The sequence below is a fragment of the Algibacter mikhailovii genome (assembly GCF_014651495.1).
Classification (GTDB): domain Bacteria; phylum Bacteroidota; class Bacteroidia; order Flavobacteriales; family Flavobacteriaceae; genus Algibacter_E; species Algibacter_E mikhailovii.
Genome location: NZ_BMWZ01000006.1, coordinates 325,240 through 351,785, shown reverse-complemented (window position 1 = coordinate 351,785; position 26,546 = coordinate 325,240). Strand labels below are relative to the sequence as shown.

Annotated in this window: 15 protein-coding genes; 5 read left to right on the top strand and 10 right to left on the bottom strand. The window is 33.5% G+C overall.

Annotation, left to right across the window (positions count from 1 at the left end):
• Positions 1-134: 134 nt before the first annotated feature.
• The 3 genes from IE051_RS14125 (at position 135) to IE051_RS14115 (ending at position 5,719) form a co-directional block, all read left to right on the top strand.
• A complete protein-coding gene (locus IE051_RS14125; RefSeq protein WP_189361750.1) occupies positions 135-4,439 on the top strand; it encodes a hybrid sensor histidine kinase/response regulator transcription factor in 4,305 nt (1,434 codons plus the stop codon).
• Positions 4,440-4,568: 129 nt separating this feature from the next.
• On the top strand, positions 4,569-5,456 hold the full coding sequence (locus tag IE051_RS14120) for a family 16 glycosylhydrolase (RefSeq protein ID WP_189361747.1): 888 nt from the start codon (positions 4,569-4,571) through the stop codon (positions 5,454-5,456).
• 2 nt (positions 5,457-5,458) lie between these two features.
• Positions 5,459-5,719, top strand: coding sequence for a hypothetical protein (locus IE051_RS14115; RefSeq protein ID WP_189361746.1), 261 nt, complete (start codon positions 5,459-5,461; stop codon positions 5,717-5,719).
• Here IE051_RS14115 and IE051_RS14110 read toward each other — a convergent pair.
• From IE051_RS14110 to IE051_RS14090, 5 genes are all read right to left on the bottom strand, one after another.
• Positions 5,701-7,554, bottom strand: a complete 1,854-nt coding sequence (locus tag IE051_RS14110; RefSeq protein WP_229796824.1) for a sulfatase-like hydrolase/transferase — start codon at positions 7,552-7,554, stop codon at positions 5,701-5,703. The two genes, IE051_RS14115 and IE051_RS14110, sit on opposite strands and share 19 nt — an antisense overlap.
• A gap of 7 nt (positions 7,555-7,561) precedes the next feature.
• On the bottom strand, positions 7,562-9,103 hold the full coding sequence (locus IE051_RS14105; protein ID WP_189361744.1) for an alpha-L-fucosidase: 1,542 nt from the start codon (positions 9,101-9,103) through the stop codon (positions 7,562-7,564).
• 11 nt (positions 9,104-9,114) lie between these two features.
• A complete protein-coding gene (locus IE051_RS14100; RefSeq protein ID WP_189361742.1) occupies positions 9,115-11,277 on the bottom strand; it encodes a hypothetical protein in 2,163 nt (720 codons plus the stop codon).
• Positions 11,278-11,292: 15 nt separating this feature from the next.
• Positions 11,293-12,891, bottom strand: coding sequence for a sulfatase-like hydrolase/transferase (locus IE051_RS14095; protein ID WP_189361739.1), 1,599 nt, complete (start codon positions 12,889-12,891; stop codon positions 11,293-11,295).
• 498 nt (positions 12,892-13,389) lie between these two features.
• Entirely contained in the window at positions 13,390-15,747 is a 2,358-nt protein-coding gene (locus tag IE051_RS14090) for a glycoside hydrolase family 3 N-terminal domain-containing protein (protein ID WP_189361737.1), read from the bottom strand.
• A gap of 686 nt (positions 15,748-16,433) precedes the next feature.
• On the opposite strand from IE051_RS14090, the gene IE051_RS14085 reads away from it, so the two are divergent.
• Together IE051_RS14085 and IE051_RS14080 are read left to right on the top strand one after the other, a co-directional pair.
• The gene (locus tag IE051_RS14085) at positions 16,434-17,735 is read left to right on the top strand and encodes a sulfatase-like hydrolase/transferase (protein WP_189361735.1); all 1,302 of its coding nucleotides are present in this window, start codon (positions 16,434-16,436) and stop codon (positions 17,733-17,735) included.
• Between the two features lie 94 nt (positions 17,736-17,829).
• Complete coding sequence (locus IE051_RS14080) at positions 17,830-19,086, top strand: glycoside hydrolase family 117 protein (protein ID WP_189361732.1); 1,257 nt, start codon at positions 17,830-17,832, stop codon at positions 19,084-19,086.
• Between the two features lie 12 nt (positions 19,087-19,098).
• On the opposite strand, the gene IE051_RS14075 is transcribed toward IE051_RS14080, so the two are convergent.
• From IE051_RS14075 to IE051_RS14055, 5 genes are all read right to left on the bottom strand, one after another.
• Positions 19,099-20,574 carry a sulfatase-like hydrolase/transferase gene (locus IE051_RS14075; protein ID WP_229796823.1) on the bottom strand — a complete coding sequence of 492 codons (1,476 nt, stop codon included), beginning with the start codon at positions 20,572-20,574 and terminating at the stop codon, positions 19,099-19,101.
• Positions 20,575-20,584: 10 nt separating this feature from the next.
• Positions 20,585-21,475, bottom strand: a complete 891-nt coding sequence (locus IE051_RS14070) for a family 16 glycosylhydrolase (RefSeq protein ID WP_189361728.1) — start codon at positions 21,473-21,475, stop codon at positions 20,585-20,587.
• A 27-nt stretch (positions 21,476-21,502) separates the two neighbouring features.
• Positions 21,503-23,014, bottom strand: a complete 1,512-nt coding sequence (locus IE051_RS14065; RefSeq protein ID WP_189361726.1) for a sulfatase family protein — start codon at positions 23,012-23,014, stop codon at positions 21,503-21,505.
• Positions 23,015-23,080: 66 nt separating this feature from the next.
• On the bottom strand, positions 23,081-24,625 hold the full coding sequence (locus IE051_RS14060; RefSeq protein WP_189361724.1) for an alpha-L-fucosidase: 1,545 nt from the start codon (positions 24,623-24,625) through the stop codon (positions 23,081-23,083).
• A 152-nt stretch (positions 24,626-24,777) separates the two neighbouring features.
• Positions 24,778-26,433 (bottom strand): sulfatase family protein, encoded by a 1,656-nt coding sequence (locus IE051_RS14055; RefSeq protein ID WP_189361722.1) that lies wholly within the window; start codon positions 26,431-26,433, stop codon positions 24,778-24,780.
• Positions 26,434-26,546 lie beyond the last annotated feature (113 nt).

The window sequence follows — 26,546 nt, the reverse complement described above, 5'->3', positions numbered from 1 at the left end:
GACCCAATCCAAAAATATAAAACTTTAAAACTAATATGTCATGATTACCATTCTAGAATAAATAGCTGCACTATGGCAATAGATAGCTATTTATTGAAGAATTTTTATCTAATCAATTTAATATATTTGTTTATATGAAGAAGCATTCAATAAAAGCAATCCTAGTTTTTAGAATTACTTATTTTACACTTGCCCTATTTTTATTTGGAATATCACCAAGTTATGGTCAAAATTCACAAAAATTTGAACGTTTAACTACAGCAAATGGATTATCTCAAAGTGACGTAAATGCTATATATCAGGATGATGACGGATTCATGTGGTTTGGAACTCATGATGGTTTGAACAGGTATGACGGATATAACTTTACTGTTTTTAAACCTAATGCTGATGACAAAAATAGCATTAGTAGCAATTTAATCTGGAAAATTATTGGAGATGAAAACGGAAATTTATGGATAGGCACCACTGGCGGTGGGTTAAACTATTTTGACAAGAAAACAGAAACTTTCAAAACATTTAAAAAAAATAAATCCAATAAATACAGCTTACAAAGTAACTATATAACCCTACTTTATAAAGACAGTAAGAGGAGATTGTGGATTGGTTCAAACAGGGGCCTGGATATGATAGATTTAAAAAAGTCTATTGACTCTCTGGAAGTGGAACACTTTAACATATTTACAAATAATATTAGCCCTTCAAGAAATAATAGCACTGTTAATGTCCTTTTTGAAGATAAGATGAAGCAATTATGGAAAGGTGATTATTATGGCCTATCCAAATTATCGATTAATAAAAATGGAGATCAATATTTTAAACCAATAGATACTTCTATCAATTTCCCTGGTGTTAACATAAGATGTATTGCTCAAGATGGTTTTAATAACTTAATCATTGGCACCAGTAATGCCTTGTATCGTTTTTCACCTGAAAAAGAATCTGATAATACACAACTTATCCGAAAAGGTGCCTTCACCACCCTCTCAATAAGAAATAACCAAATCTGGGCAGGAACTTTAGGCGGTCTTATTGAGTTTGATAATTCATCTGCGACTGAATTACCTCGATTGGTTTCTATTTACAAATATGATCCCGTTAATCCATACCATAGTTTAAGTAAGGATGCCGTTAAATCATTATTTATAGATAAAACTGGTATTGTTTGGGTGGGAACTAATGGCGGTGGTGTAAACAAATTTGATCCTCAAAGAAAGCAATTTCGTCATATTAATAAAAGTTTAGATCCAAATAGCTTAAGCCATGATAAAGTTCGTACTATTCTTGAGGACAGTCAAAAAAATCTTTGGGTTGGCACAGAAGGCGGTGGTCTAAACATGCTAAGTGTTACTAACAGAAAAACAAATAAATTTATAAAATTTGATAAAGTAAATAATGTTTTTGCTCTTGAGGAAATTCACTTGAAAAACGCCAGTAAATTATTTATTGGTGTTGAAAGCTCGCCTGGTCTCTATGAATTGGATTTAACTGATAATAAACCAAAAGCCAATCAAGATATTAAGCCTATTACGGAAGTACGCAACAGCGTATTTTCAATTCTTCAGGATCGAGATAAAAATGTTTGGGTTGGCACCTATAGGGATGGAGTTTATAGGTGGTTAATAAATAATGAAAAAACAGATTTCAAGAAGGATGCCCTTATCCATTATCCAGATAATAAGTTTAGTCTTCCTAGTAATATTATCCGTGATATTTTTCAGGATTCAAAAGGTAATATTTGGTTTGCTACAGGAAGAGGGCTTTGCAGGTTAAAACCAGACCAGATTCATATGAAAAAGCCTAAATTCAATGTTTTTCAAACGAATCCAAATAATAAAACTTCTATTAGTCATAATTATGTATTAACCATTACTGAAAGTAAATCAGGAGTTATTTGGGTAGGAACTCTTGGAGGTGGATTGAATAAGGTTATTGAAAACCTTGAAACAAATACCATTGAATTCAAAAGGTATTCTGAAGAAAATGGACTACCAAATAATGTAATTAAAGACATTCTAGAAGATGATCAAGAAAATCTTTGGCTTTCTACAAATAAGGGCTTATCGCGGTTTAACCCAAAAGCTGAGTCTTTTCAGAATTACGATGTCAATGATGGTTTACAGAATAATGAATTTAGTGAGCTAACAGCATTTAAAAAACAAGATGGAGAAATGCTCTTTGGTGGTGTGAACGGATTCAACGCTTTTTTCCCAAATGAAATCACAAATAATGAAGTTATACCTGTTACAATTTTGACAAACTTCTCAATATTTAATAAACCAGTTAAAATTGGTGATCAATTCAATGGTAGGGTAATATTAGACAAATCAATTAATACAATCAATGAAATAGATTTAAAATATGATGAAAATAGTTTTTCATTTGAGTTTGCTGCTTTGCATTATTCGGCGCCTCAAAAAAATAATTATGCCTATACATTGAAAGGGTTTAATAATGATTGGATTTATACCACATCAGAGAATCGTATTGCGACTTATACTAATTTAGCACCAGGTTATTATACACTAAAGGTAAAATCCTCTAATAATGATAATATTTGGAATGAAAAACCAGTAGAAATTAACATAAAAATATCACCTCCTTTTTGGCGAACTAACCTAGCCTATCTATTTTATTTAGCCCTCGCCATAGTGCTGCTTTTAGCTTTTAGAAGATTCACAATAATACGCTCTGCACGAAAACATCAATTAGAACTTGAACATGTAGAAAAAGATAAGCATGAAGAAATACAACGCTTAAAACTTGAATTTTTCACCAATATATCACATGAGTTTAGAACACCCCTAACACTCATTAAAGGACCTTTAGATTATTTAATTAAAAAAGGAGAAACTATTAGCCCTAAAGAAGTTAGTGACCAATATGGGGTCATGCGTAAAAACACAAATTACTTGCTTAGATTAATAAACCAATTATTAGATTTCCGGAAAATGGATCATGGAAAAATGAACTTAAATCTAAGTAAAAGTGATATCGTTGTGTTTCTAAAAGAAGTTGCCGCTCCTTTTCAATTTTTAAGTCGCAAAAAAAACATATCGTTTGAGATTAAAGCTTCTAAAAACAGACTATTAACATGGTTCGATCCTGAAGCTATAGAAAAAATTGTCAATAATCTTTTATCAAACGCCTTTAAGTTCACTCCGGATAATGGTTCAATAGCTATTAATTTGTTTGATGGAAATAATTTCAAAAAACCAGATACTATTGACTTAGAATTAGATCAATCAAAATATATTATAATACAAGTAAAGGACTCAGGGCCAGGTATTCCTTCGCATAGAATTCAACATGTTTTTGAACGTTTTTATACTGAAATTGGTATTACAAATGATGCAAATATTAAAGGAGCAGGTATTGGTCTTTCTTTTACTAAAAATTTAGTTGAGTTACATCAAGGAATAATAAAGGTACAAAGCGATCCTGAAAACGGTACGACCTTCTATGTATGGTTGCCAAAAAATAAAGAGGCCTACAACAAAAAAGCAGGAATTAATTTTCACGAAAACATTGAACCCAAAGAATTCATTAGTCAAGAAGTGGCTGAATCTAACGCATTAAGTTTAATGGATGATATTGTGGATAACAATATTACAAAATCTAGATCGAAACTACCTGTACTATTAATAATCGATGACAACGCAGACATTAGGGCTTTCATAAAAAAAGGGTTTGGAGAAAATTATTACATCTATGAAGCTGAAAATGGGGAAAAAGGACTTCAATTAGCTAAAGAATTTATGCCTAATATTATTATTACAGATTTGATGATGCCTATAATGAACGGTATTGAATTTTGTAATGAACTTAAAAGCACACAAGAAACAAGCCACATCCCAGTGGTGATGTTAACCGCAAAAACATCCCAAGAAAAGGAAATAGAAGGCTTAAAAACAGGTGCTGATGCGTATATAAGAAAACCTTTTGATTTAGAAATCCTCGAACTCAAATTATCGAATATTTTAAGACAAAGAGAAGAACTTAGAAAAAAATTTAATAGAGAGATCACATTACAACCTAGTGAGGTTACCGTAACATCTTCTGATGAGAAATTTCTAAAAGACTCCATTGCCGTTGTTGAAAAACACATGATGAATTCTGACTTCAGTGTATCAACACTAATGAAAGAAATGACCATTAGTAGAAGTCATTTATTTTTTAAAATTAAGGAACTTACTGGGTTATCGACAACTGAATTCATAAGAAATATTCGTTTAAAAAGAGCAGTTCAACTACTTGAAAAAGGTGATTTTTCAGTTAAGGAAACGATGTATATGACAGGTTTTAATACTGCTTCTTATTTTTCTAAATGTTTCAAAAAGCAATTTGGAGTAATTCCTAGCAAATACATTATGCTAAGAGGTGATGATACTGTTTCCAAAGAAACCGATTATGAGTTTGATCACAAGGCTGAATTCTAAAAAACAGAAAACATACCACGCTCATAGCGATTTATGTTTTGAAATTTCTTGAAAGTTGTAATATAACATAAATATACTAATGACTTAGTGTGAACATTTAGTGTAAAATAAAAAATGAACTCAATGCCAATGAGTCTCCGCATATTTCAATCTTTAATTTTAGCATTGGTTTTGTCCTCATCACTAATAGCTCAAGACTTAACAATTCCATCAAAAAATTATGTAGATTCTGTTAAAACTGAAAATGCTGTCATACGAACTTCGAATCTTTTACCTTTATCAGACCAAAAGAACACAAAAAATTGGAAGTTTTTGGAACATCTTTCTGATGAATTTAACAAATACACACTGAATGAAAGTAATTGGTATCCTAACAACCCTAAATGGAAAGGTAGGCCACCAACCTATTTTCATGGCTCAAATGTAAGTCTAGAAAACAACGAGCTAGTCATTCAAATAAATAAGCATGGCAATGCAGTTTTACCTGAAGGATTTACCCATTCTACGGGGTTTATCAAGAGTAAAAACAAATTTCTATATGGGTATTTTGAAGCTGAATGTAAGCTTATGGATGCGCCTTGGGTATCTGGATTTTGGATGACTAATGCGGGTAAAAATTGGTGGACAGAGATTGATATTTGTGAAAATGCTCCTGGCTTGGAATATAATCGCCATGATTTAAACTCTAATATTCATGTTTTTAGATCTCCAAAAGAAAATGGTGATGTTAAAAAACATTTTTCAAGAACAAAAAAATATTACTTTCCTGAGGAATTACAAGCAGATTATCATGTTTGGGGTTTAGAGTGGACTCCAGAATATATTCGTTTTTATATTGATGGCATTTTATTTCGGGAAGCAGAAAACACCCATTGGCACCAACCTTTGGAAGTGAATTTTAATTGTGAATCAAACAAATGGTTTGGAGCACTTCCAGACAACAACCGCTTGGATGGAAAATTTTATGTGAAATATTTTAGAGTTTGGGAATCAAAAATGAGCAAAATAAAACCCTAGTTTTGCTAATACTTACTGTATTGGGTTGTAAAGATATAGTCCAAGAAAAACAAATTCCTACTGAACCCAATGTTAGTATCGTAATCACAACCAATCAAGGCTATAAGAATGTTGGAACCTCAGGAAACACTGTTGATAAAACCCAAAGCACATTTGGTTATTGTTCTTGCGCAAAATTAAATTTAAATGAAACTACAAGTAGCAGGCCTAATAATTCAATAGTATTATTCATGATACTTTTAAATTATAATTTTAGTTTGTAATCGTGTGCTCCAGGAGCAAAGTTGCTACGAAATATTTTAGTACCTGTCCCCTGTTTTTCCCAATTTACCTCAACCCTATTATCACCTAAAACAATATTCAATAATTTATCTTTCATCATTTTAGCTATCTGTTCATACTTCTTATCGAAAGCAACGTTATTAATTTCTTGAGGATCTTTTTTAAAATCATATAAGGCAGGATCAAGATCTTCCCAAGAGGCAGACAATGCCCATTTCATATCTTCACCCTCTTTTCTTGTTGGTCTCGTTTTTAATGATAGTACATAATCTTTAGTTCTGATATATGCTCTTGGACCAATAACAGCATGGGTTTCACCAATAATATAATCTCTTATTGGGGCTTCTTCTGCTACTATTTCTGCCATATCAAGTCCGTCTAAATATCCATATTTTTCAGACGTTAATTTTTCTCCTGCGGCAGCCAAAGCTGTAGGCGCTATATCAACAAACTCTGTAAATTCTTTAACCACTTTACCCGCTGGAAATTTTTTCTTATCTGAAGAAACAACAATAATTGGGTTATGACTATCCCATTCCCAAGGGGTGAATTTTGAAGTAGCGCCATGTTCATTTAACTTCCATCCATGATCACCACATACGTAAATAATCATCCAAGGTTGGTTGTGTTTTTCACTATAAGCAATAAAATCATTCGCCGCTTTACCAACGAGTCTATCTCCGTAAGCACAAAATGCATAGTAATCTTGAATCATTTTCTGTAAATCTTCTTCAGACAGATGATCGGTGTACTTATTATTAACAAGTCTTTTAACCTGACTCGGAATACTTTTCAACTCTTTGTCTGTAACTTTTGGAATCTTATAGGTGTGCTTTTGAAAACGCTCTCTATAATCAGCAGGTGGTAAAACCGGGGTATGAGGAAAATCGAATCCAATATGGGCAAAAACAGGCTTTGAAGGGTCAACGCCGTTAAACTTTAATGTTCCTGCATTAAATCCTTTGTTTTCATTCACCAAGTATTCATTTAGAAAATGAGCATAATATCCATCTCGAGTTTTTCCGGCTGGTTGTGGACTAACACCTGAAATAACCATACCTTTTGATATGGATTCCTTTGCGCCTTTTTTATAATGCCTTATTAGGTCATACTTCTTTGTAATATCCTCCGCTACAGATTTATACTCCTTGCGTTGGGCTATTAATTCGTCACAAACATATTCAAATTTCCCTTCAGGCGTAACAAATAATTCTACCCTATTTACTGGTGGGTTAAGCGGTTTTCCGTCTAATTCTTTTATGCTTCCGTAGGTATAATCCGTTAAGCCTTCAAAACCCAATCTTCTAAAATCTATATCTGTTTGATATACTTTATGTCCTTTTGGTCTACCATTTTTACTGAGACCCTTCAAACGAAAACCTAACTTACCTACATGAAATGTTTGATACCCTATAGAAGCCATTTGTTCAGGTAAAGAGGGATTAGTATGTTCGGCGACATTATTATGCCATTCAAACTCGTAAATACCAGATCTAAAAGGGTAGCGCCCTGAATGCATTGTTGCTCTAGATGGAGCACATCCTGGTGCTTGGCAATAGGTATTTATAAACGTTGTTCCTTGCGATGCTAACTTATCAACTTCAGGAGATTCAATATAGCCTAACTGACTCATTTCCTGACCGTCTATTAACGTGTTAAACGTTTTGATCGAATCATACCTTTGATCATCTGTTAAAATAAAAAGTATGTTTGGTTTTTGCATTTTAGACAAACTATTTTCAACGCTTTGTGCATAAATCATTTTACCTACAAAAAAGGACATTACAACTACCCCTAATCTAAAATCTCTTTTCATTTCTATATTATTTATCAAGTGTAATTCTATAAACCTGAGCATAATTATTGCCGTTATTCTTTGACTCTATTTTTAAACCACCATCTGTCATTTCCCATGGATATGATGCTCCACTTAAAGTACTAACGCCTTTTACTTTTACGTTTTCTGAAGCGAATGTTTTTAGTATAATTTCTTCATTGTTTTCTGGAATTCCAAGAGTCATTGCATAAACTGTCTTACCATCTTTAGAAACGGTATAGCGAATATCTTTTGAAGTATATTCAATACCTAAGAATTTCTTGTGATCCTTAAATCCTCCACTAGGTTCTGCGGTTGGTCCTTCTGCAGCGTTAATCCAAGGCCTTGTGTTATAAATGGCTTCTCCATTTATTTTCAACCATTTACCTAATTCAAGAAGTCCTTTTCTTTGGTTATCAGGAATAATGCCATTTGACATTGGCGAAATATTTAAAAGTAATATTCCATTTTTACTAACGGCGTCAATTAATGCATGTAAAACTTTATCTGTAGGTTTTATTACCAAATCATCTGTATAACACCAGCTACCCGTGCTAAACGTATCATCAGTCATCCAAAGTTCTTTAAGAGCTTTAGGTTCTCTTGACTTTTCATGATCATTAATACTAATTTCTAACGGTAAATCATTTTGTTTTCTCACTATTACAACTTCTTTATCCCAATCTTCAGCGGCGTTTAAATAATACGCCGAAAACTGTTGTCTATAAGTTTCAGGAATTTGATCTAACCAACTATCAAACCAAATAATATCTGGTTTATACTTGTCAATTACTTCCTTTAGTTTTCCTAGCCATATTTTTTCATTCCATTCATCTTCTGGTACAGAACCATAAAGCAATCTGTACTTAGGGTCATCAAATATTTCTTGAAATTCTGGTAAATAAGGATAATGGCTACTTCTAAAAGATCTTCTGTGAATACTATCTTTTATTTCATTTTCCCAAGAATCTTTATAACGTTGTAAATTTCTGGCATGATGAAAAGTCGCTATTGTTTTTAGGTTTCGTTTTTCTAAAGCCTTAAACAAATCGCCTAAAACATCTTTCTTAGGCCCTTTATCCATAGCGTTCCAAGGTGTAACTTCTGAATCCCACATTGAAAACCCGTCATGATGTTCTGCAACTGGCCCTGCAAATTTTGCTCCAGCTAGTTCAAAAAGTTCTGCCCAATTCTCGGCGTCAAAATGATCTGCAGTAAACATTGGCACAAAATCATGGTACCCAAATTTTTCCGGGCTTCCATATGTATTTATATGATGTTTATTGGGTTTGGAGCCCGTTAAATACATATTTCTAGGGTACCACTCATTCCCAAAAGCAGGTACTGAATAAGGACCCCAATGAAAATAAATTCCTAATTTGGCATCTTTTAACCATTCTGCTTCAGCATTATGCTTTGATAACGAATCCCAATTAGGTTCATATTTTTTTGTTAATGCATGATTTATCTGAGTGTCTTTTGATTCCTTTTTTGAATTGCAATTAAAAACGAACAAAACTAATACGAGTAACAGAATTATTTTTTTCATTTTATTATGATTTAAAAATTAATACTTTCCACTATTTCTATATCTTTTAATACCCTTGGATAATACATTTCCCATGAAAATTTAAATGATCTTATATGCAGTAGAGAGACTTCTTGATATTGCTTGGTTGAATCAATAAGATCTAGCCAATGCTTTGATCCTTGCCTCAAATAATCAATAGCCTTTTGTTTCTTTTCTAAACTTTTGGTTTTAACACCTTCATCTAGATTTATACCTGCCATTAATTTATCTGCAAAATATAAACTGAGATGTGCCCAGGCTTTAACATCATTGATTTCAATATTAAAATTTTCAGCATTATTTATTGAAGAACCTTCCATTTTATGACATAACTCCAATATTTTTAATCCATTTCGCTCCATTTCATTAGCTAATTCAAGAGGTGTGACATATTCATTAGAAATTGATTTTCTTGCTAATTTCAGGTTATTATATTCATCAATATTAAGATACAGAGGGTCTAATGTTTTATGAGTAATCATTTCGTCTATTCTAATAAAGGCATCTTCAGCTTCTTTATAATTTCTATAAAGTTGCTTTCCATTTAAGAATCCTTCGCTATAAATAGTAAAGTCCCATGTTCCTTTGTAAAAAGTTGAAAACCTCAATGGCATTTTACTTCCTAATTGAAGTGCTCTAAATAGAGATTCCCCTACTTCATTCCCATAACGATAATTAAAGTTTTTTATAAAATAATCATCACTGGTATTGGGGTCATACATTAAACGCCCCCACATTTGGTAAAACTCCCAATCTTTTTCATAGGCATATTTCCAATTGTAGTTAACATCTGGGTTCATTCTAAATTCTTTGGCAGGTATATAAGTTTCAGAACCTATAAAGTAACCGGCTGTCACATCTGGTATATCATTAACGGCAATGTGCTCACGAATAAACTCTGTATTTCCCCAATTGAGCATTATAAAATCTTCATTACGCATCATCCAAGCCATTTTATAGTTGGATGGTTTAGGGTTCCAATATTGGTCTGATACTTTGCCGCCATGTGTAATTGCCAAATTAGGCGTTGAATGCCCATGAGACCAGTTAAACTTAAACTCCATAATAATAGGGTCAGGAAAATCAGTATAAGACTCTATATATTCTCTTGCTATTTCTGGTTCCACTTTAAACGGTGCACGATGAATAAACTTTACCTTCCTATCAGCATTCTTCATGCCTTCAATAAACGTGTTCTTAACCCATTTCATGGCGTCTTCCATTGGCATCTTCATCCGTTCACCAATACTAACACCCAAACCAGTTAAATTGGGATACTCATTTATAGTTTGTGTAATAGTTTCACGCATATAATCAACTATAACCTGAGAAGTATCGGCAGGTGTAAACCCGTAATGCCATTCTAAATCATCCTTATAATTGGCTACATTATGAGTTTCTGTGATGCCTGGTGAGGTAATTATATTCCAATTAACAATATAGGTTTCAATATTTCTGTCCTTTGCCATTTTAAACAATTGTCTCCAGAATTTTTGCCAATCTTTAAATTCTTGTCCTGTAAATTGAGTTGCCTCAGGAAACTTTTCAGATTGAACCATAAAAGTAAACGGGTGTAAATTCCATAGTGTTAAAGCATTCAATCTATTCTCTGCCATCATATCCAAATAACCTTCCCAAAAAGAGATATCTTTTACTGTCTTCATATGAAGATGTAAGGACTCGCCAATGCGATATGAAGACCACGGTAAATTAAATTTAACAGCTCTAAAAGGAAAGTGCGGATTTTCAGTCTTCTCTATAAACTTTGAATTGTTCCCGTTAAGCTTAAGCTGATCGCGAAGCTCTAATATTCCGTACATAAGTCCGGAATCATCTGAAGCAATCAAATACGTATTATTAACCTTATTAATTATTTGAAACCCTTCTGATTTTACTGTATTAGGTTTAAGTTTAAACTTTTTTATCCATTTATTATCGGCTTCTATTTTGAGTAAAATAATTTTTGAATCAATTGATTTTGATTTCTTAACTGATTCGATATTAAATTTTGAAAACGTAGTTTGGTCAGCTAATTTCTCTAGAGCTATTTTTGTCACATCTGAATATGAGGAAAGAAAAACACCTCTTGACTGTGCACTCACTGAAAAAACAAAAAAACTAACAGCTATTAAAACTAAATTTTTAAAATTCATATTATATTTTAATTACTATTTCTTGATTAAACGATCTACCTCACCATACCCTCCTTCTGGAGCGTCATGCGCCCTGGCATGCCTATCAAACCTTGGCACCACTTCTTTCAACTTATCCCGTTCGCTTCTGTGCGCTTCAGACACTTCATCCCAATCTTTAATTTTAGGAAAACTGATCAAGTCGTCTGGATATTCGCTCACATCATACCATACATTATTCCCATCTTTTAAAACAAGACTTCCGCGTATAAGGGTCATTTCTTTATGGTAACCATAAATCCAATCTCTATGTGTGGTCTTATTAGTGGTTAAAAAAGGGATTAAGCTTTCTCCATTCATCTCATAGGATTCAGGAAATTCAACACCACCCAATTCCGCTATGGTTGGTACAATGTCTGCCATATTTACTAAAACATCTTGTACGCCTTTTTTAGTCAGATTCATTCCTGGAGCATAAATAATTAGAGGAACATGTGTTCCTTTTTGACATATTGGACTAGATTTACCATATCCACTAGTTCCGTTATCGGCACAAAAAATAAAAATGGTATTGTTTTCTATACCAAGTTCTTTAAATTTATTCAGGTATTGCCACACTTGATAATCCAAATAATTCACATGAGAATGAATTCCATTTTCAGTAATAGTTCCATAATCATTGTAAACACCGTTATCACCTGTTACCTTAGGAGTTACTCGCGTATATTTTTTACCATTCCAACTAATTTTTGGTGTCCCTGGCCATTTACCCTTAGAGCTTGGGTTTAAAAAATCCCATGCATCATGACCTAAATGACTTGTGTGGTATACAAAAAAAGGGGCATCTGCTTTGGCCTTTCGCTCCATGAAATCAAATACAAATTCTAACTCAACATCTGGTCCAAACGTATCCAAGCCAAATCTCTTTTTTGATTTCTTATCATGAGGCCACCAGACTAATCTTTGACTAGTACTTGGATGATGCAATAGTTGCACATGAGGTTTCCAATACCAACCAGATTGCACATAACTCTTTTTATGAATCTCTTTATTAGTATCAGCATTAAAAATAACTTTCTTTCCATTTATTTTTCTACTCTCTAATCTAAAATCCGTGGTGTATATTGGGGTATTATATGAGCCTTCTCCGGGTGTAAAACAACCTTCATCAAATGCAAAACCATCAATCTTCATTTGGGTTTTACCCGCCCAAAACGTAGCGTAACCTCCAGCTTTTGCTACATCAGCAATAGAATGTGGCGAACTATCGTATAAATTCCAGATCCCTTTTCCGTTTGGTGCTTTTCCTTTGTCCTTATTATGCCACCATTTATGTAAATGCGCATAACGTCCAGTCATCATCATTGCTCTGCTTGGCCCACAAACAGTAGCTGCCCAAGCTGTTTTTACATAACAGCCTTCTTCCGCTAATTTATCTAGTACAGGTGTTTTAGCTCTATACTCCAAATTTGTAGTATTGCCGCCCTCTGGTGGGCTCCAAACACTCGATTTATATATTGGTAATTCCCTAGCACTAATATCGTCAGCAAATAATAAAACTATATTTGGTTTATTTTGACCATGGGACGCACCGAACATAAGTAGTGCCAAATACATCATTTTTAATTTATACATACTTATTTTTTTAGGTTACCTTAAATTCTTTACATAGGTGTAATAAACACCATAGGTTTTGTTCCCTTCTATTACTATCATTTTGTAAAAAAGTCTTGCCTTTTTCTAGATGAACTTTGACAGCTATTTCAAAATCATCTTTTTTTATTTCTTTTTAACATTTGATAACCAAATCGGTTACCGTTATCTGACATCTAAATTAAAATGGTATTCTCCATTAAACCTTCATCTTTTAAAAATTGATACAACTTGCCAAAAATTTTTATCAATATTAGGTGTATTTAACCATGGATTTCCATGACACCCTAAGTCTCCAATACCCTAACCATCAGTAAGAATAAGAATAACATTGGATCTTTTTGATTTTTAAGCAAATGAACTAAAACTAACAAAAAGAAGGAATTACAGTACTTTCAAGCATCCTATATTTCTCATAATCCTAATGGTTTAAGTATAGCATTCAATACGTATCAATGTGCTTTCTTTCCACTACTCGCCTTATTGATTAACAGAAAAAAATATGTCTCTTCCATTTTCAAGGAATAAATTATCACCTTTTAAATTAATTATTCCTTTTAATTTAATATCCGTTGAGGAAGCTCCAATTTTAAACTCATAACTTCCACTTTCAACTATCCATTTACTATCTATATATTGTGCCAATTGTTGTGGCGAAACTTCAAAAGTTAACGTTTTTGTTTTTCCAGCTTTAATCGCTACCTTTTTAAAGCCTTTAAGTTGAATGGGCTTCATGCCCGAATTTCTATCGGTTGGGGAAACATAAAGTTGCACAATTTCTTTACCATCCATTTTACCCGTATTTTTTACATTAATTGAAATTGAAAAACGTTCCTGTTCTATACTAACTTCAGATGCCATTTTGAAATCAGAATATTCATAGTTTGTATATGACAAGCCATAACCAAATGGATAAAGTGGTAATTGCGCTTCACTATAACCATTTTGATAATTAACTTCTTCCCGTTTTTGACTATTTGGATAAGTCACACATAATTTAGCAGAAGGATTTACTTTTCCAACAATAATATCTGCAAGGGCATTACCGCCTTCCTCACCTGGAAACCAAGCGTTTATAATGGCTGCACATCGTCCTTCTAATTTATCAATTACTTGTTGCCGCCCACCAAATAAAACTAGGATTACAGGTTTACCTGTCGCTAATAATTGTTCCACAAAAGCTTCTTGTTCACCAGGTAAACCAATACCCTTTCTGCTTCTACCTTCACCATTTAATGAAATATTCTCACCCATAGCAGCTATAATAACATCACTCTCTTTAGATATTTTTATTGCATTTTGTAAATCTGGTTGAGGAAGTCCTTGTACTGATAGTAGTTTTAATTTACCTAATCGGTCATCTCCAAACCCGCTTTTATCTATTTTTGCTTCTAGTTCAGCACTCCAATCACAGCCTCTTTCATGTTCAATTTTTACTGATTTTCTTAAACTGTTTTCTAGACCTTCTTTTAGCGTTACTAACTTTGGATTTAGAGCATCATAAGGTTCGTTTTTCCAAAAGGCACGCATGGCTTGATACGTGTAATCACCTAAAAGCCCTTGAGTTGTAGCTGCATTTGGGCCAACTAAAGCAATCTTTTTAACGTTTTTTTTCAAAGGAAGAATACCATCATTTTTAAGAAGCACAATCGATTCACACGCCGCTTGATAGGCTAATTCCCTAAATTCTGGTGGATCAAAATCCAGCGCACCATCCTTTCCAATACTTTGATTTTCATCAAATAACCCAAGTTTTAGTTTCATAATTAAACACCGTTTTACAGCGGTATTAATCACTTCTTCAGTTACTAAACCTTTTTCTATAGCTTCTGGCAATAGCGGATATGCAGTAGGTGCTGAAAATTCTATATCAATGCCTGCATTTATCGCCATAGCACCTGCCGTCATTATATTAGGCGCTTGTTTATACTTTTTATAAACCATATTAATAGCGCCGTAATCACTTACTACCATACCATCAAAACCAATTTCTCTTCGTAACATACGATCTAGCATGCTTGGATTAACTGAAATAGGTAAGGCTTTATAAACACCATATGAAGGCATGACGCTTTTTGCCCCAGCTACTTTAATACAAGCTTCAAAAGGCATTAAATATTCTTCATATAAGGTTTTCTCACTGTTATTTTTTGTGCCATAACCTGCAAAATGCTTTACAGTTGTCGCAATACCTGTTTTAAAGTCATCGCCTTGTAAACCATTCACAAAGGCAACCCCCATTCTAGATGTTAAATATGCGTCTTCGCCATAACTTTCTTGATGTCTATTCCAGTGCGCAGTTCTACTTAAATCTAACATTGGTGATAATGCGAATGTTGCCCCGGCATCACGCATATTTTGAGCTGTAGATTGTGTGTTTCTTTTAACTAATTCTGGATTCCAAGAACAACCCATACCTATTTGCTGAGGAAACGTGGTTGCACCTTGAGTTGCAAAACCTGTAATAGCCTCTTCATGAAAAATAGCCGGGATTTTCAAACGTGTTTCAGTCATTAGATAACTTTGAACTTCACGCACTAAATCTCTTAACGCTTCTGGATTTAACGCTTGCCCCGTTGAAAACTGACAAAAATGACCAATACCATTTGGTATCAGCTCCCGACATTTTTCTAAGGACACTTTTCCATCAACCATTAGTTCTCTTAAACGCGTTCCTGTAATCTGCGCTATTTTTTCATCCATTGTCATTTTAGACATTAAACTATCTACTTTCGCTTCAAGTTCTGGCGTACTAAAAGGCGTATTGTTATAATCTTGAGCATCAATACCCAAATTCATAACTACCATGAAAACTAATAGGATGATTTTACGGTTCATAAATGGTGCATTATCTTTTACTTAAATTTCTAATGTTTAAAATCACGTCTGCTTCATGTGTTAATTGACTTATTTTTTCTTCTATGGTCATTTGCGACACCAATTTTTACATGCGCTCTTCAAGAGGCGGTTTATTATCTAAAAATGAAAAATCAACTTCTTGAGCGAAAAAACGAAGGGATACCAATAAATAAGGCACTAAATTCCTCTTAAAAAAATAGCTTGGTGATGTCATTGCTGTATTCAGTATTTGCTTTATTAACAATTAATTTCCAATTATTATAGATCAAATTCACAAAACATAAGGCGAGAAAACCAGGGAATTCATAAATCAGAAGGTATATATTGTATAACTTATTCACCTCTTTAGTTAGTTGAATTTTTATAACAGATTTAACCATTCTGCTAATCTACAAATGTAATTTGCCATTTTATCCCACATATGTTTTTGCTAATGAAACAAATGTGTTAATTCACAAAAATCTTTTGTTTTTGATTTTTTTTCTTACACATAAAATTTAACCTTCTTCTTTCTTTACACTGAAAAAACATACCTCATATTTTTAAGCACATTTATTGCATTTAATTTTTTTTTGAATCGATAATTTTACCTAAGCAAAATATAATCGTGGCCTCCTTATTTATAAAAGGAATTTTTTGTGATTGATATGAGATAAACTTAAAATATGAAAACGCAAATTATTTTTTTCCTTCTATTCTTTGGAATAATATATTCCACATTAGCTCAAATGAACATCTTATTTATTGAGTCTGATGACCAAAGTAATCAAGCTGTTCAGGCATATGGAAATAAGCAGATGGTCACACCACATATTGATCAATTAGCAAAGGAAGGTGTTTCTTTCACTTCTGCATATAATATGGGATGTTGGTCTCCGGCTGTTTGTATACCTAGTAGAACCATGCTTATTTATGGAAAGTATCTTTGGAAATCGCAGAAAATCAATAAAAAAAATGCTCCTATCGCATTGCCTGAAGTTCTCCATAACAATGGCTATTATACGTTTATGACGGGCAAATGGCATGCCATGGGAAAAACGCCAAATGTTTTGTTTGATGAAACAGGTAGCATTCAACCAGGACAATTAAAAACATATAATACTGATGCCGGACATATTACCGATATTACAGCAAATGAAGCTGTTAATTTTATTAATAACTATAATAACGACAAACCATTTTTTGCATATGTAGCCTTTAATGCTCCCCATGTTCCAAGACAAACAGAACAGAAATATTACGATTTATATCCTTCAGATAACATGGTATTACCGCCAAGTGTGATAGATAAAACACCGTTAAATCCTAATGTTAAATATCAATATACCAATAACCCCGTAAGGACGAAAACCATGCAAAAACGTGTTCAGCAAAATAATGCTATGGTCACACACATGGATATTAGAATAGGTGATATTATAAAATCTCTTAAAAAGAAAGGGCTATATGATAATACTATTATTGTATTTACTTCAGATCATGGAATTAACTTTGGTGAAAATGGTGTTGCAGGTAAAGTCTGCCTTTATGAACCTAGTGTAACCGCACCGCTTATTATTAAGGCTCCAAAAATAAAAGCAAATAGCAAGGTTACTGGACGCGTATACCTACAAGATATAGTGCCAACTCTTTTTGATCTAATAGAATTAAAAGATCATGCAGCGACTGATTTTCAAAGCCTAATGCCATTAATTTATGAAGATAAAAAAGCAAGAGCTTCCATTTATCTCGCTATGTTTGATGACCAAAGAGGTGTTATTGCAGAAAACAAAAAATTGATAGTTTATCCTAAGAGTGGTAATTTGGAATTGTATGATCTCAAAATTGACCCTTGGGAAATAAAAAATTTGATTGCAAAAAAAAAGTATAAGCCCACTGTAGTTAAACTATTGAAACACATGAAAAAATGGCAGATCGACACTAAGGATAAAACAGATCTGGCTTCCATATTTAATCAATATTTTTAATCTAATACTTTTTTGGTTAATCCTTTATTTCAATATATCTAAAACTAAAAAAACAACGCTTCAATATAACAAAGACTCTAATGATTTCAATACTATGAAAAAAGACTATTTATTTTTACTTGGTATAATTTTATCCGGATGTTTATTAAATCCATTAAAATTAAACGCACAATCTTTTCCTTTTGTCTTACCAGATAAAAAACCGGATCAACCTTTGAGTTTGGCGATGCAGCGTAATTACGATAATTATAGAGCTCCAAGACCTGAAGATAATGAACTCTACACACAATTTAAATATACAGCCCTTAAAGGCTTAGATTATAGCAATCATGATGGAACTATTTCACGTCGTGATCCATCCAAAGTAATCTTTGAAAATGGCAAATATTATGTTTATTATACGCATAGGCAAACTGCAACACCTCCAAAAGGGGCAAAGGCTTCTACAGAAACCATTCCCTCAGCAGATTGGGATTTATCTGAAATTTGGTATGCGACTAGTATAGACGGGTTTACTTGGGAAGAACAAGGTGTAGCGATACCTCGACCTCCTAAACCAAATTTAGGACATCGATCTGTTTCAACCGCTGATGTCTTAAAGTGGAAAGGCAAATTCTATATGTATTATCAAGGTTTTAGTGAGGCCAGTGGTTTGCGCGGCGATGATTGTCCCGTTTTAGCTTCATATGCTGATTCTCCGGATGGACCATGGACACCTGTAAACAAAATAATAATTCCGAATGGTCCTAAAGATTCTTGGGATCAGTACTCCATCCACGACCCCTACCCTTTAGTTTATAAAGATAAAATATACTTATATTATAAATCTGATTTTGATGGTCAACCAAATCTTATTAGAATGCAGGGGCTAGCCACGGCCGATAATCCCTTGGGTCCATTTAGTAAAAGCCAACTCAACCCAGTATTAGCATCAGGCCATGAAACTTCGCTTTTTCCATTTCAAGAGGGTATTGCTGCGCTAATAATTAGAGATGGTAATGAGCATAATACCATACAATTTGCAAAAGATGGTGTTAATTTTGAAATCGCGGCTCTTGTCGAATTAATGCCCATGGCCGCAGGACCTTTTATTCCTGATGCTTTTACAAATACCAAAGATGGTAGAGGTATTACATGGGGTATATCTCACTTAACCAATGTTACTACCTGGAAAGAAAACCATGCTATGCTTCTTAGGTTTGATTGTGATTTAAGTCAAGATTTAAATGATCCAGATATGAAAAAACATCATGTATATCATCGTCCTGAAATTTACCTTAAAAATGGCTTAAACCCAAAGCAGAAAAAGCGTATTTCTGAGAAAAACGAAGCCTTATTAAACAAAAATTAGTTAACTATTTTTTTAATCAATAACTAAAGTTTCTTTTTTCTTGGCTTTTATTAATAAACTTTCATAAAGATCTTTATACATTTTTAAGCGTTTTTTCTGATAATCATTAGCCTGTAAAAATATATTTCCAATATTATCTTTATTCCATTCATTCCAGAGTTTAGCCAGCTCTTTCCTTAGTTTAGGGGATGTATTGATAATATTAAAATCCTCATATGGATCTTCAGTCATATTGAACAATGCACTTAATTGATCACTGTTTTCTTTTTGGTATTTACCCTCTAAAGTTCTAACGGCCCATGCAACACCATCTTTCCTTCTCCAAAACAATGCCTCATGCGGAGAACCTTCTTTATCGCCTTTTAAATAAGGAATTAAATTAACACCTTCCAACGGTTTTCCAGAAGTATCGCCATTTCCTATTTCTACAGCTGTTTTAGCAATGTCTAAAGCTGAAACTAATCCATCAAATGTTCTTATTTTAAAATTACCATTTGGCCAATGTACTATAAAAGGAACATGAGAGCCTCCTTCATACATACTTCCTTTTCCTTTTTTAAAATTTCCATTATTGGTAAAGGTTTCTCCACTTTTTCTAGGACCTCCATTATCAGACAAAAAGAAAATAAGTGTATTATCTAATTGACCTGATTTTTCTAAAGCTTTTACAACAATCCCAATGCCTTTATCCATCTCATCTACCATAGCCGAATAGATACGACGCTTTTTATCTTTTATATGCCTGTATTTTTCTATAGTTTCTTTAGGTGCTTCTAATGGAGTATGAGGTGCGTTATAAGCAAGATATAAGCAAAACGGTTGACTACTATTAGCTACAAATTTTGCCGCATCATTACTTAATGCCGTTGTTAAATATTCGTTGAACTCAGCTGGCTTATCATTTCTCGTTAGCGGCCAATACCCGCCTTCATTAGCACTATAATGTGGCCTATCTTTACCAGGGATAATTAAAGGCATGTGAGTTCGTACGTTATCAGGAAAATAAGAATGACCACCAGATAAAAATCCATAAAAATAATCGAATCCTCTATTATTAGGGTGGAATGTATTCGAGCCTCCTAGATGCCATTTACCAATTATGCCTGTTTTATAACCTGATTTTTGTAAACGATTTGCAAAAGTTTGTTCTGTCAGTGGCAACCCATTATACATATCATAAGGTGAATTGGTTAGGTTTATTTCCATACCAAAACGCGCTTGATATCTTCCAGTAATCAAACCTGCTCTTGAAGGTCCACAATAAGGATGGGTGACGTAGCCATTTTTAATGACTACTCCATTATTTGCCAGTTTATCCAAGTTAGGCGTTTTTATGTCCTTTGAACCCGTGAAACCAAGATCTGCGTAACCTAAATCATCCGCTAGAATAACTAAAATATTTGGACGATCTTGGGCAAAAACACTTACATATAGGAGGGTAACCAATACTGTTATCAAACCCTTTAAATCCTTAACTCGACTCTGCACTTTAATATTTTTAAAGTTTGTCAAGTAATTTCCAAGAACGCACCCAATCATAATATGTTGTTCTATCGTCTGCTGACATATTCATACCTCCATCAGAAGGCACAGGGTTCCAATTATAGGTCTCAACAACCATTCTTAAATGCATTTTAATATCAAAATCGGCCGGCGGGGTAACGTTTTTTATAAGTTTTCCATCTAAGAAAAACAATATTTCATTTTTACTTTTCCACCACACACCATAGACATGAAAATCATCATAAACTTTACCTCCTGCAAGTGCACCACTTTTACTAGTTCCTTTTTCATAATTACAACCTTCGGGAATATTTCTACTATGTGTGTTTGAATTCATTGCTTGATCAAAATCCTTCATCCATTCTGCGTCATTTACAATTTCACCTACGCATTCTTGAATATCCAATTCTGTTGTTCTTTTATCGCAACCCTTGACACCCTTGCTTTCGTTAATTAACCAAAATGTGGAAGACATAAAGGTTTTATTCGCCTTCATTCTACACTCATAATAACCATAACTCATACCTACTTTTGAGCCTACATATCCACCACCATGTGTAAATTCTTTTCCTTGTTTAACTATTGGATTAGCTAATTTTTTTGTTGTGACTTGTAAATTTCCATTCGAAACATTTATGTTTTCAGCTTGAAACAAACCTGGTGCACGACCAATCCATCCCTGACCTGAAATTTGCCACTTATTTTCATTAACACTTTTTCCATTAAATTCATCAGACATTTGCTTGACTAACTTCCATTTTGCTTTTGAAGGTTTTGGATCTTCACCGCTTTCAAAATATGGCGCATCCTGAGAATATATAACGTTTACCAGAAGCATTAAAGTTAATATTAAAACATTCTTAAGTACTTTGTTTACAGATTTCATAAATGAATATTTTTTAAATTTTTCGATCTAATTTTTTGTGCTAATACCACTATCTCTGGCTGCATTGAACGTATCAAATAACTCATCAACTTTATCCTGATATTTAGAGTTTGTGATTAAGTTTTGATTTTCATTCTCACTAATATTATTATGTAAGTAAAATAAAGCGCTAGGTGTTCTTGTTTTAAGCGTTTTATCCTTTTTATCAAAATCAATGATAAGTTTCCAACCATCCTTTATTATAATACCTTCTTTACCTGTACCCGATTGTAAAATCAAAAATGGGTGCACCTTATTACTATTTTCATTAAGCAAAATTGGTAAGAGGCTCGCTGAATCATTGGCTTGATTTTCTTCAATTTTTTGATTAGTAATATCCGCTAATGTGCTTAAAATATCTATTCCTAAGATGGGTACATTAGAAACTGACTGCGCTTTAATTTTTCTTGGCCATGAAGCAATGAAAGGTACACGATGTCCCCCTTCAAAAGGTTGATTTTTTCCACCACGATAAATAGAATTAGAGCGGTGACCAGACTTTGCAGTTTCTTTGTCTAACAACCCGCCATTATCTGATGTAAAAATAAAAACAGTATTATCATAAATACCTTTCTTTTTCAATGTTTTAATGAGCATGCCTATCTGAACATCTAGCTCTTTAACCATATCTAAATGACTAGAAGGTGTAGAGCCTGCTATTTTCTTATTATCCAATTCTTTTGAGGGTGTATGAGGTAGATGGACGGCCAGCGAACAATAGTACATAAAAAACGGTTGACTTTCCTCGCTCTGTTCTATAAACCTAAGTGCTTTTTTTACCAATAATGGCCCCATATGATGTGGATCCCAAAATGTATCGCCTAAACCCTCATCTTTATCTAATGTCACACCAATCTTGTCCATTTTCTTTTGAGAAATATATCCAATCTCAGATTGTTTATTAAGAGGCATCCATTGTTCATTTTCGTAAACCACATAGGGCACATTCTGAATTCCTGCAGCAAAAGTGACACTATAATCAAATCCATTTTGTTTTGGACCTCTCCCGGCTATTTGCCTAACATCAACATCCAGCTCTACACGTTTGCGGGGCCCTCGATATATTTTTGTTGAATCATCTTTTCTAAGAAAGTCCATACCAAATCCCCATTTCCCAAAAAAAGCGGTCTGATATCCTGCATTTTTCATGAGCTTCCCTAACGTTAATTGATTTGGTTTAATAGGTGACGGTTGATAAGCCCCCCACACGCCCCATGGCGCATAACTTCTGTAACAATTATTGCCAGTCATAATGGCATAACGGGTTGGAGCACAAAGCGCTGCCGGTGAATGCGCATCATTAAATATCATGCCTTCCCTTGCCAATTGATCTATAGCTGGTGTTTGAACAATACTATTATTAGTATGCTCTTCTCTGTAAAATGAAATATCTCCTACCCCAATATCATCAGCCAATATCACAATTACATTTGGCCGTTCCTGAGCGTTGACTAAAAAACAACTTAATAATAAAGCCAGACATATAATTATATTTTTCATTTTAAAATAAACTTATTGAGTTTAATGTTTTGACATTCCATTTTTTATAACACCGTATTTTTCTCACTAATTCAATTGAATTACATAAGCGAAGTCACATGGCTTCACTTTTGGCATGGTGACCACTAAGTGATTATTTTCTTGACGCCATGTAATATCTTCCGTACTACCTAAAACTTTAACATCTGAAATCTTTATGTCTTTAGCATATTCAGAAGCTTTACCTAAAGTCTCTATTTTTACAATACCATCCGTTGGCCAATCAAGAACTATTGCGTAAAGGGAATTGCCCTTAGTAGTAAACCTAATGTCTTTAGATGACAGATCACTATTATTGCCTTCAGAATGATGTCCCTTTTTAACTTCAGTAGGCCCTTCTCCAAAAGTTTTCCAATATGTGGTATCATAAATTGCATCGCCGTTAACTTTTAACCAATCTCCAATCTGCAATAGAATAGCTTTTTGGTCATCTGGAATGGTGCCATCAGATTTTGGACCTACGTTCAATAATAAACATCCATTTTTACTAACAATATCTACCAAATCATCAACTATCTGATTTGCCGTTTTAGATTTCCAATTTGTAACGTAACTCCAAGAGTTTTTCCCTATGGATGTATCTGTTTGCCAAGGTAATTTTCGAATACCAGGTAATTTACCACGTTCCAAATCATAAATAACGGTTCCTTCTGGAAAGGCTTCATGGGAAAAGTTTTTATCTTGTAAAACCACTTCTTTTCCCCATTCAATACCCTTATTATAGTAATAAGCAGCCAATTTCGGTCTTTGATCAGCAAAATCAGGAATATCAAGATAGAAATCAAACCATAAAATATCTGGTTGATAATTATCAATAATATCTTTAGTTCTAGACCACCAAAGCTTTTTAAACGCCTCAGAAACCGGTTCATTTAAATCTTTCCCTTTTGTAGAATACAAATCTGAAAATTCTGGGTTTGTTGTATCAAAATGATCTTTCTTATTATAGTATGACCAATTAAACGCAAAATGAGATGAAGCCCCCATAATTATTCCGTTTTCTCTACCCGATTTAAAAAGTTCACCCAGTATATCGCGTTTGGGTCCCATATCAACAGAGTTCCATCTTGTTATGTTCGAGTTATACATGGCAAAGCCATCGTGATGCTCGGCTACCGGAATTACATATTTAGCACCAGCTCGTTTAAACAAATTTATCCATTCATCTGCATTAAATTGCTCTCCTTTAAACATGGGAATAAAATCTTTATACCCAAAATCTTTTTGCTTACCCCATTTTTCTTTGTGATGAAGATATACATCAGAGGGCCCTTTTTTTCCCAATTTCAATTGTGCTGAAAAGGTAGCAGTATCCATGTACATTTTCCTTGGGTACCATTCTGAACTATAAGCTGGAACACTATATGCTCCCCAATGAATAAAAATTCCGAATTTTTGTTTATTAAACCACGTAGGATCTTTATAATTCGCTTTTATGGATTCCCAGTTAGCCTTATATACTGGTTTTTGAATTTCAGCAAGTTCAATCTTATTATTCTTTTTATCAGTACAAGACTGAAATATTATGGCTACTATTAGAAGACTTAACAAGCCATTTTTTTTTAATTTCATTCTATATTAATTTATAGTTTTCAAAATATATTTTAGTCGAAATTCTAAATATCTATTTAGAATTATATGCACGTATGTACTATTTGCTATAGCATATGTGTGGAATGTGCTTTTTGAAATTATTTTATTTCAAAAAGCATTTATATGATTTATTAATCATCCCAGTGAGTATCAATTACGTTTTGAATGTGAGGGAATTTTTCACCATCTTCTTCATGCAATGCTTTACGCTTGTCAAGCAATTGTTTTTTTAATTTTTTAATAATCGTTGAATATTCGGGATTGCTATAAGCATTGTTCATTTCTTGCGGATCAATACTTAAATCATAAAATTCCCAAGCAGCGGGAGTATCCATTTCAAAAGCATTGCCCCAACTTTTCTTATTCCACGTAGCATTTGGTTCTTTAGTATCTACCCAATACTTGCCATAAAAAAATATTAATTTATATTGCTTTGTTCTAATTCCAAAATGTGCTGGATTAGCATGTGCATGAGCCATATGCATCCAGTATCTATAATAAGTTGATTGTTGCCACCCTTCTGGTTCTTCACCAGTTTCTAAAATAGTTTTAAAACTATGACCTTGCATTTTTTCTGGAACTGTACCTCCCGCTAAATCAATTAAAGTTGGAGCAAAATCAGTATTATTAATAATAGCATCGGTTCGAATGCCAGCTTTTAGTTTTTCAGGGTACCTCACAAAAAATGGCATGCGCATAGATTCCTCATACATCCATCTTTTATCAATATAATCATGCTCACCCAACATAAAACCTTGATCACCGGTATAAACAATTATGGTGTTATCATATAGACCTTCTTCTTTTAAAAACTTTACCAAACGTGCCACATTATCATCAACACCTTTAACACAACGCAAATACCGTTTTAAATATTCTTGATAGGTGGCGTGCTTAAATTCATTTTCTGACATGTTCGAATGAATCTTAGTTGATGGATCAAAATCAGGATTGGATATTCTTGTATATATATCACTCCATAAGCGCTTATGCATACCTCTTATAGTATTTCGCTTCCCAACTGAAGATCCTATAACCTGAAGTAAAGAATCATTTTTACCTCTGGTAGCTATGGAACCGTTATTTCCATTTTCATATAAACTAGCGGGCTCAGGAATATAAGTGTTCTCTAAATAATCTTTATATCGTGGCGCAAACTCAAAATCATCATGAGGTGCTTTAAAATGATGCATTAAGAAAAAAGGTTTGTCTTTATCTCTTTTATTTTTTAGCCAATCCATGGCCAAATCGGTAATATTATCGCTTGAATGCCCCTTTTTACTTATTGTATTTTCCGTCCAGGGTTTATCGCCTTGAACTCTAAATGTTGGGTTATGGTATTTACCTTGACCCGGTAATACTGCATAGTAATCAAAGGCTGCAGGTTCATGCTCTAAATGCCATTTACCAATTATAGCAGATTCATAGCCTAAACTTTTCATTTCTTGGGGAAGATACTGTCTTTCTGGAGTAATATGTCCTTCTAAATCAAGTACACCATTGGCCTGACTATATTGCCCCGTAATTATTGTTGCTCGGCTAGGTGTACAAATAGAATTTGTAACAAAACAATTATCAAAAATCACTCCTTCATGAGCCAATTTATCCAATGCTGGTGTAGGGTCTAAAGATGCCAATCTACTACCATAAATCCCAAGAGCCTGTGAAGTATGGTCATCTGACATAATATAGATAATATTCGGTTTTTTTAATACTTCCTTTTTAACGTCTTCAGAGCAAGAAATTAGGGATGCAAGAAACAAACAGAGTACAAGAATTTTATTCATTTTATTTTTTTAAATTGCAAACATCTATCTATTAATTAATAACAGATATGCCATATAAGTTTATGTAAACCAATTATGGTTTGTTAAAAAAAAGGCTTCACATAAAATGAGAA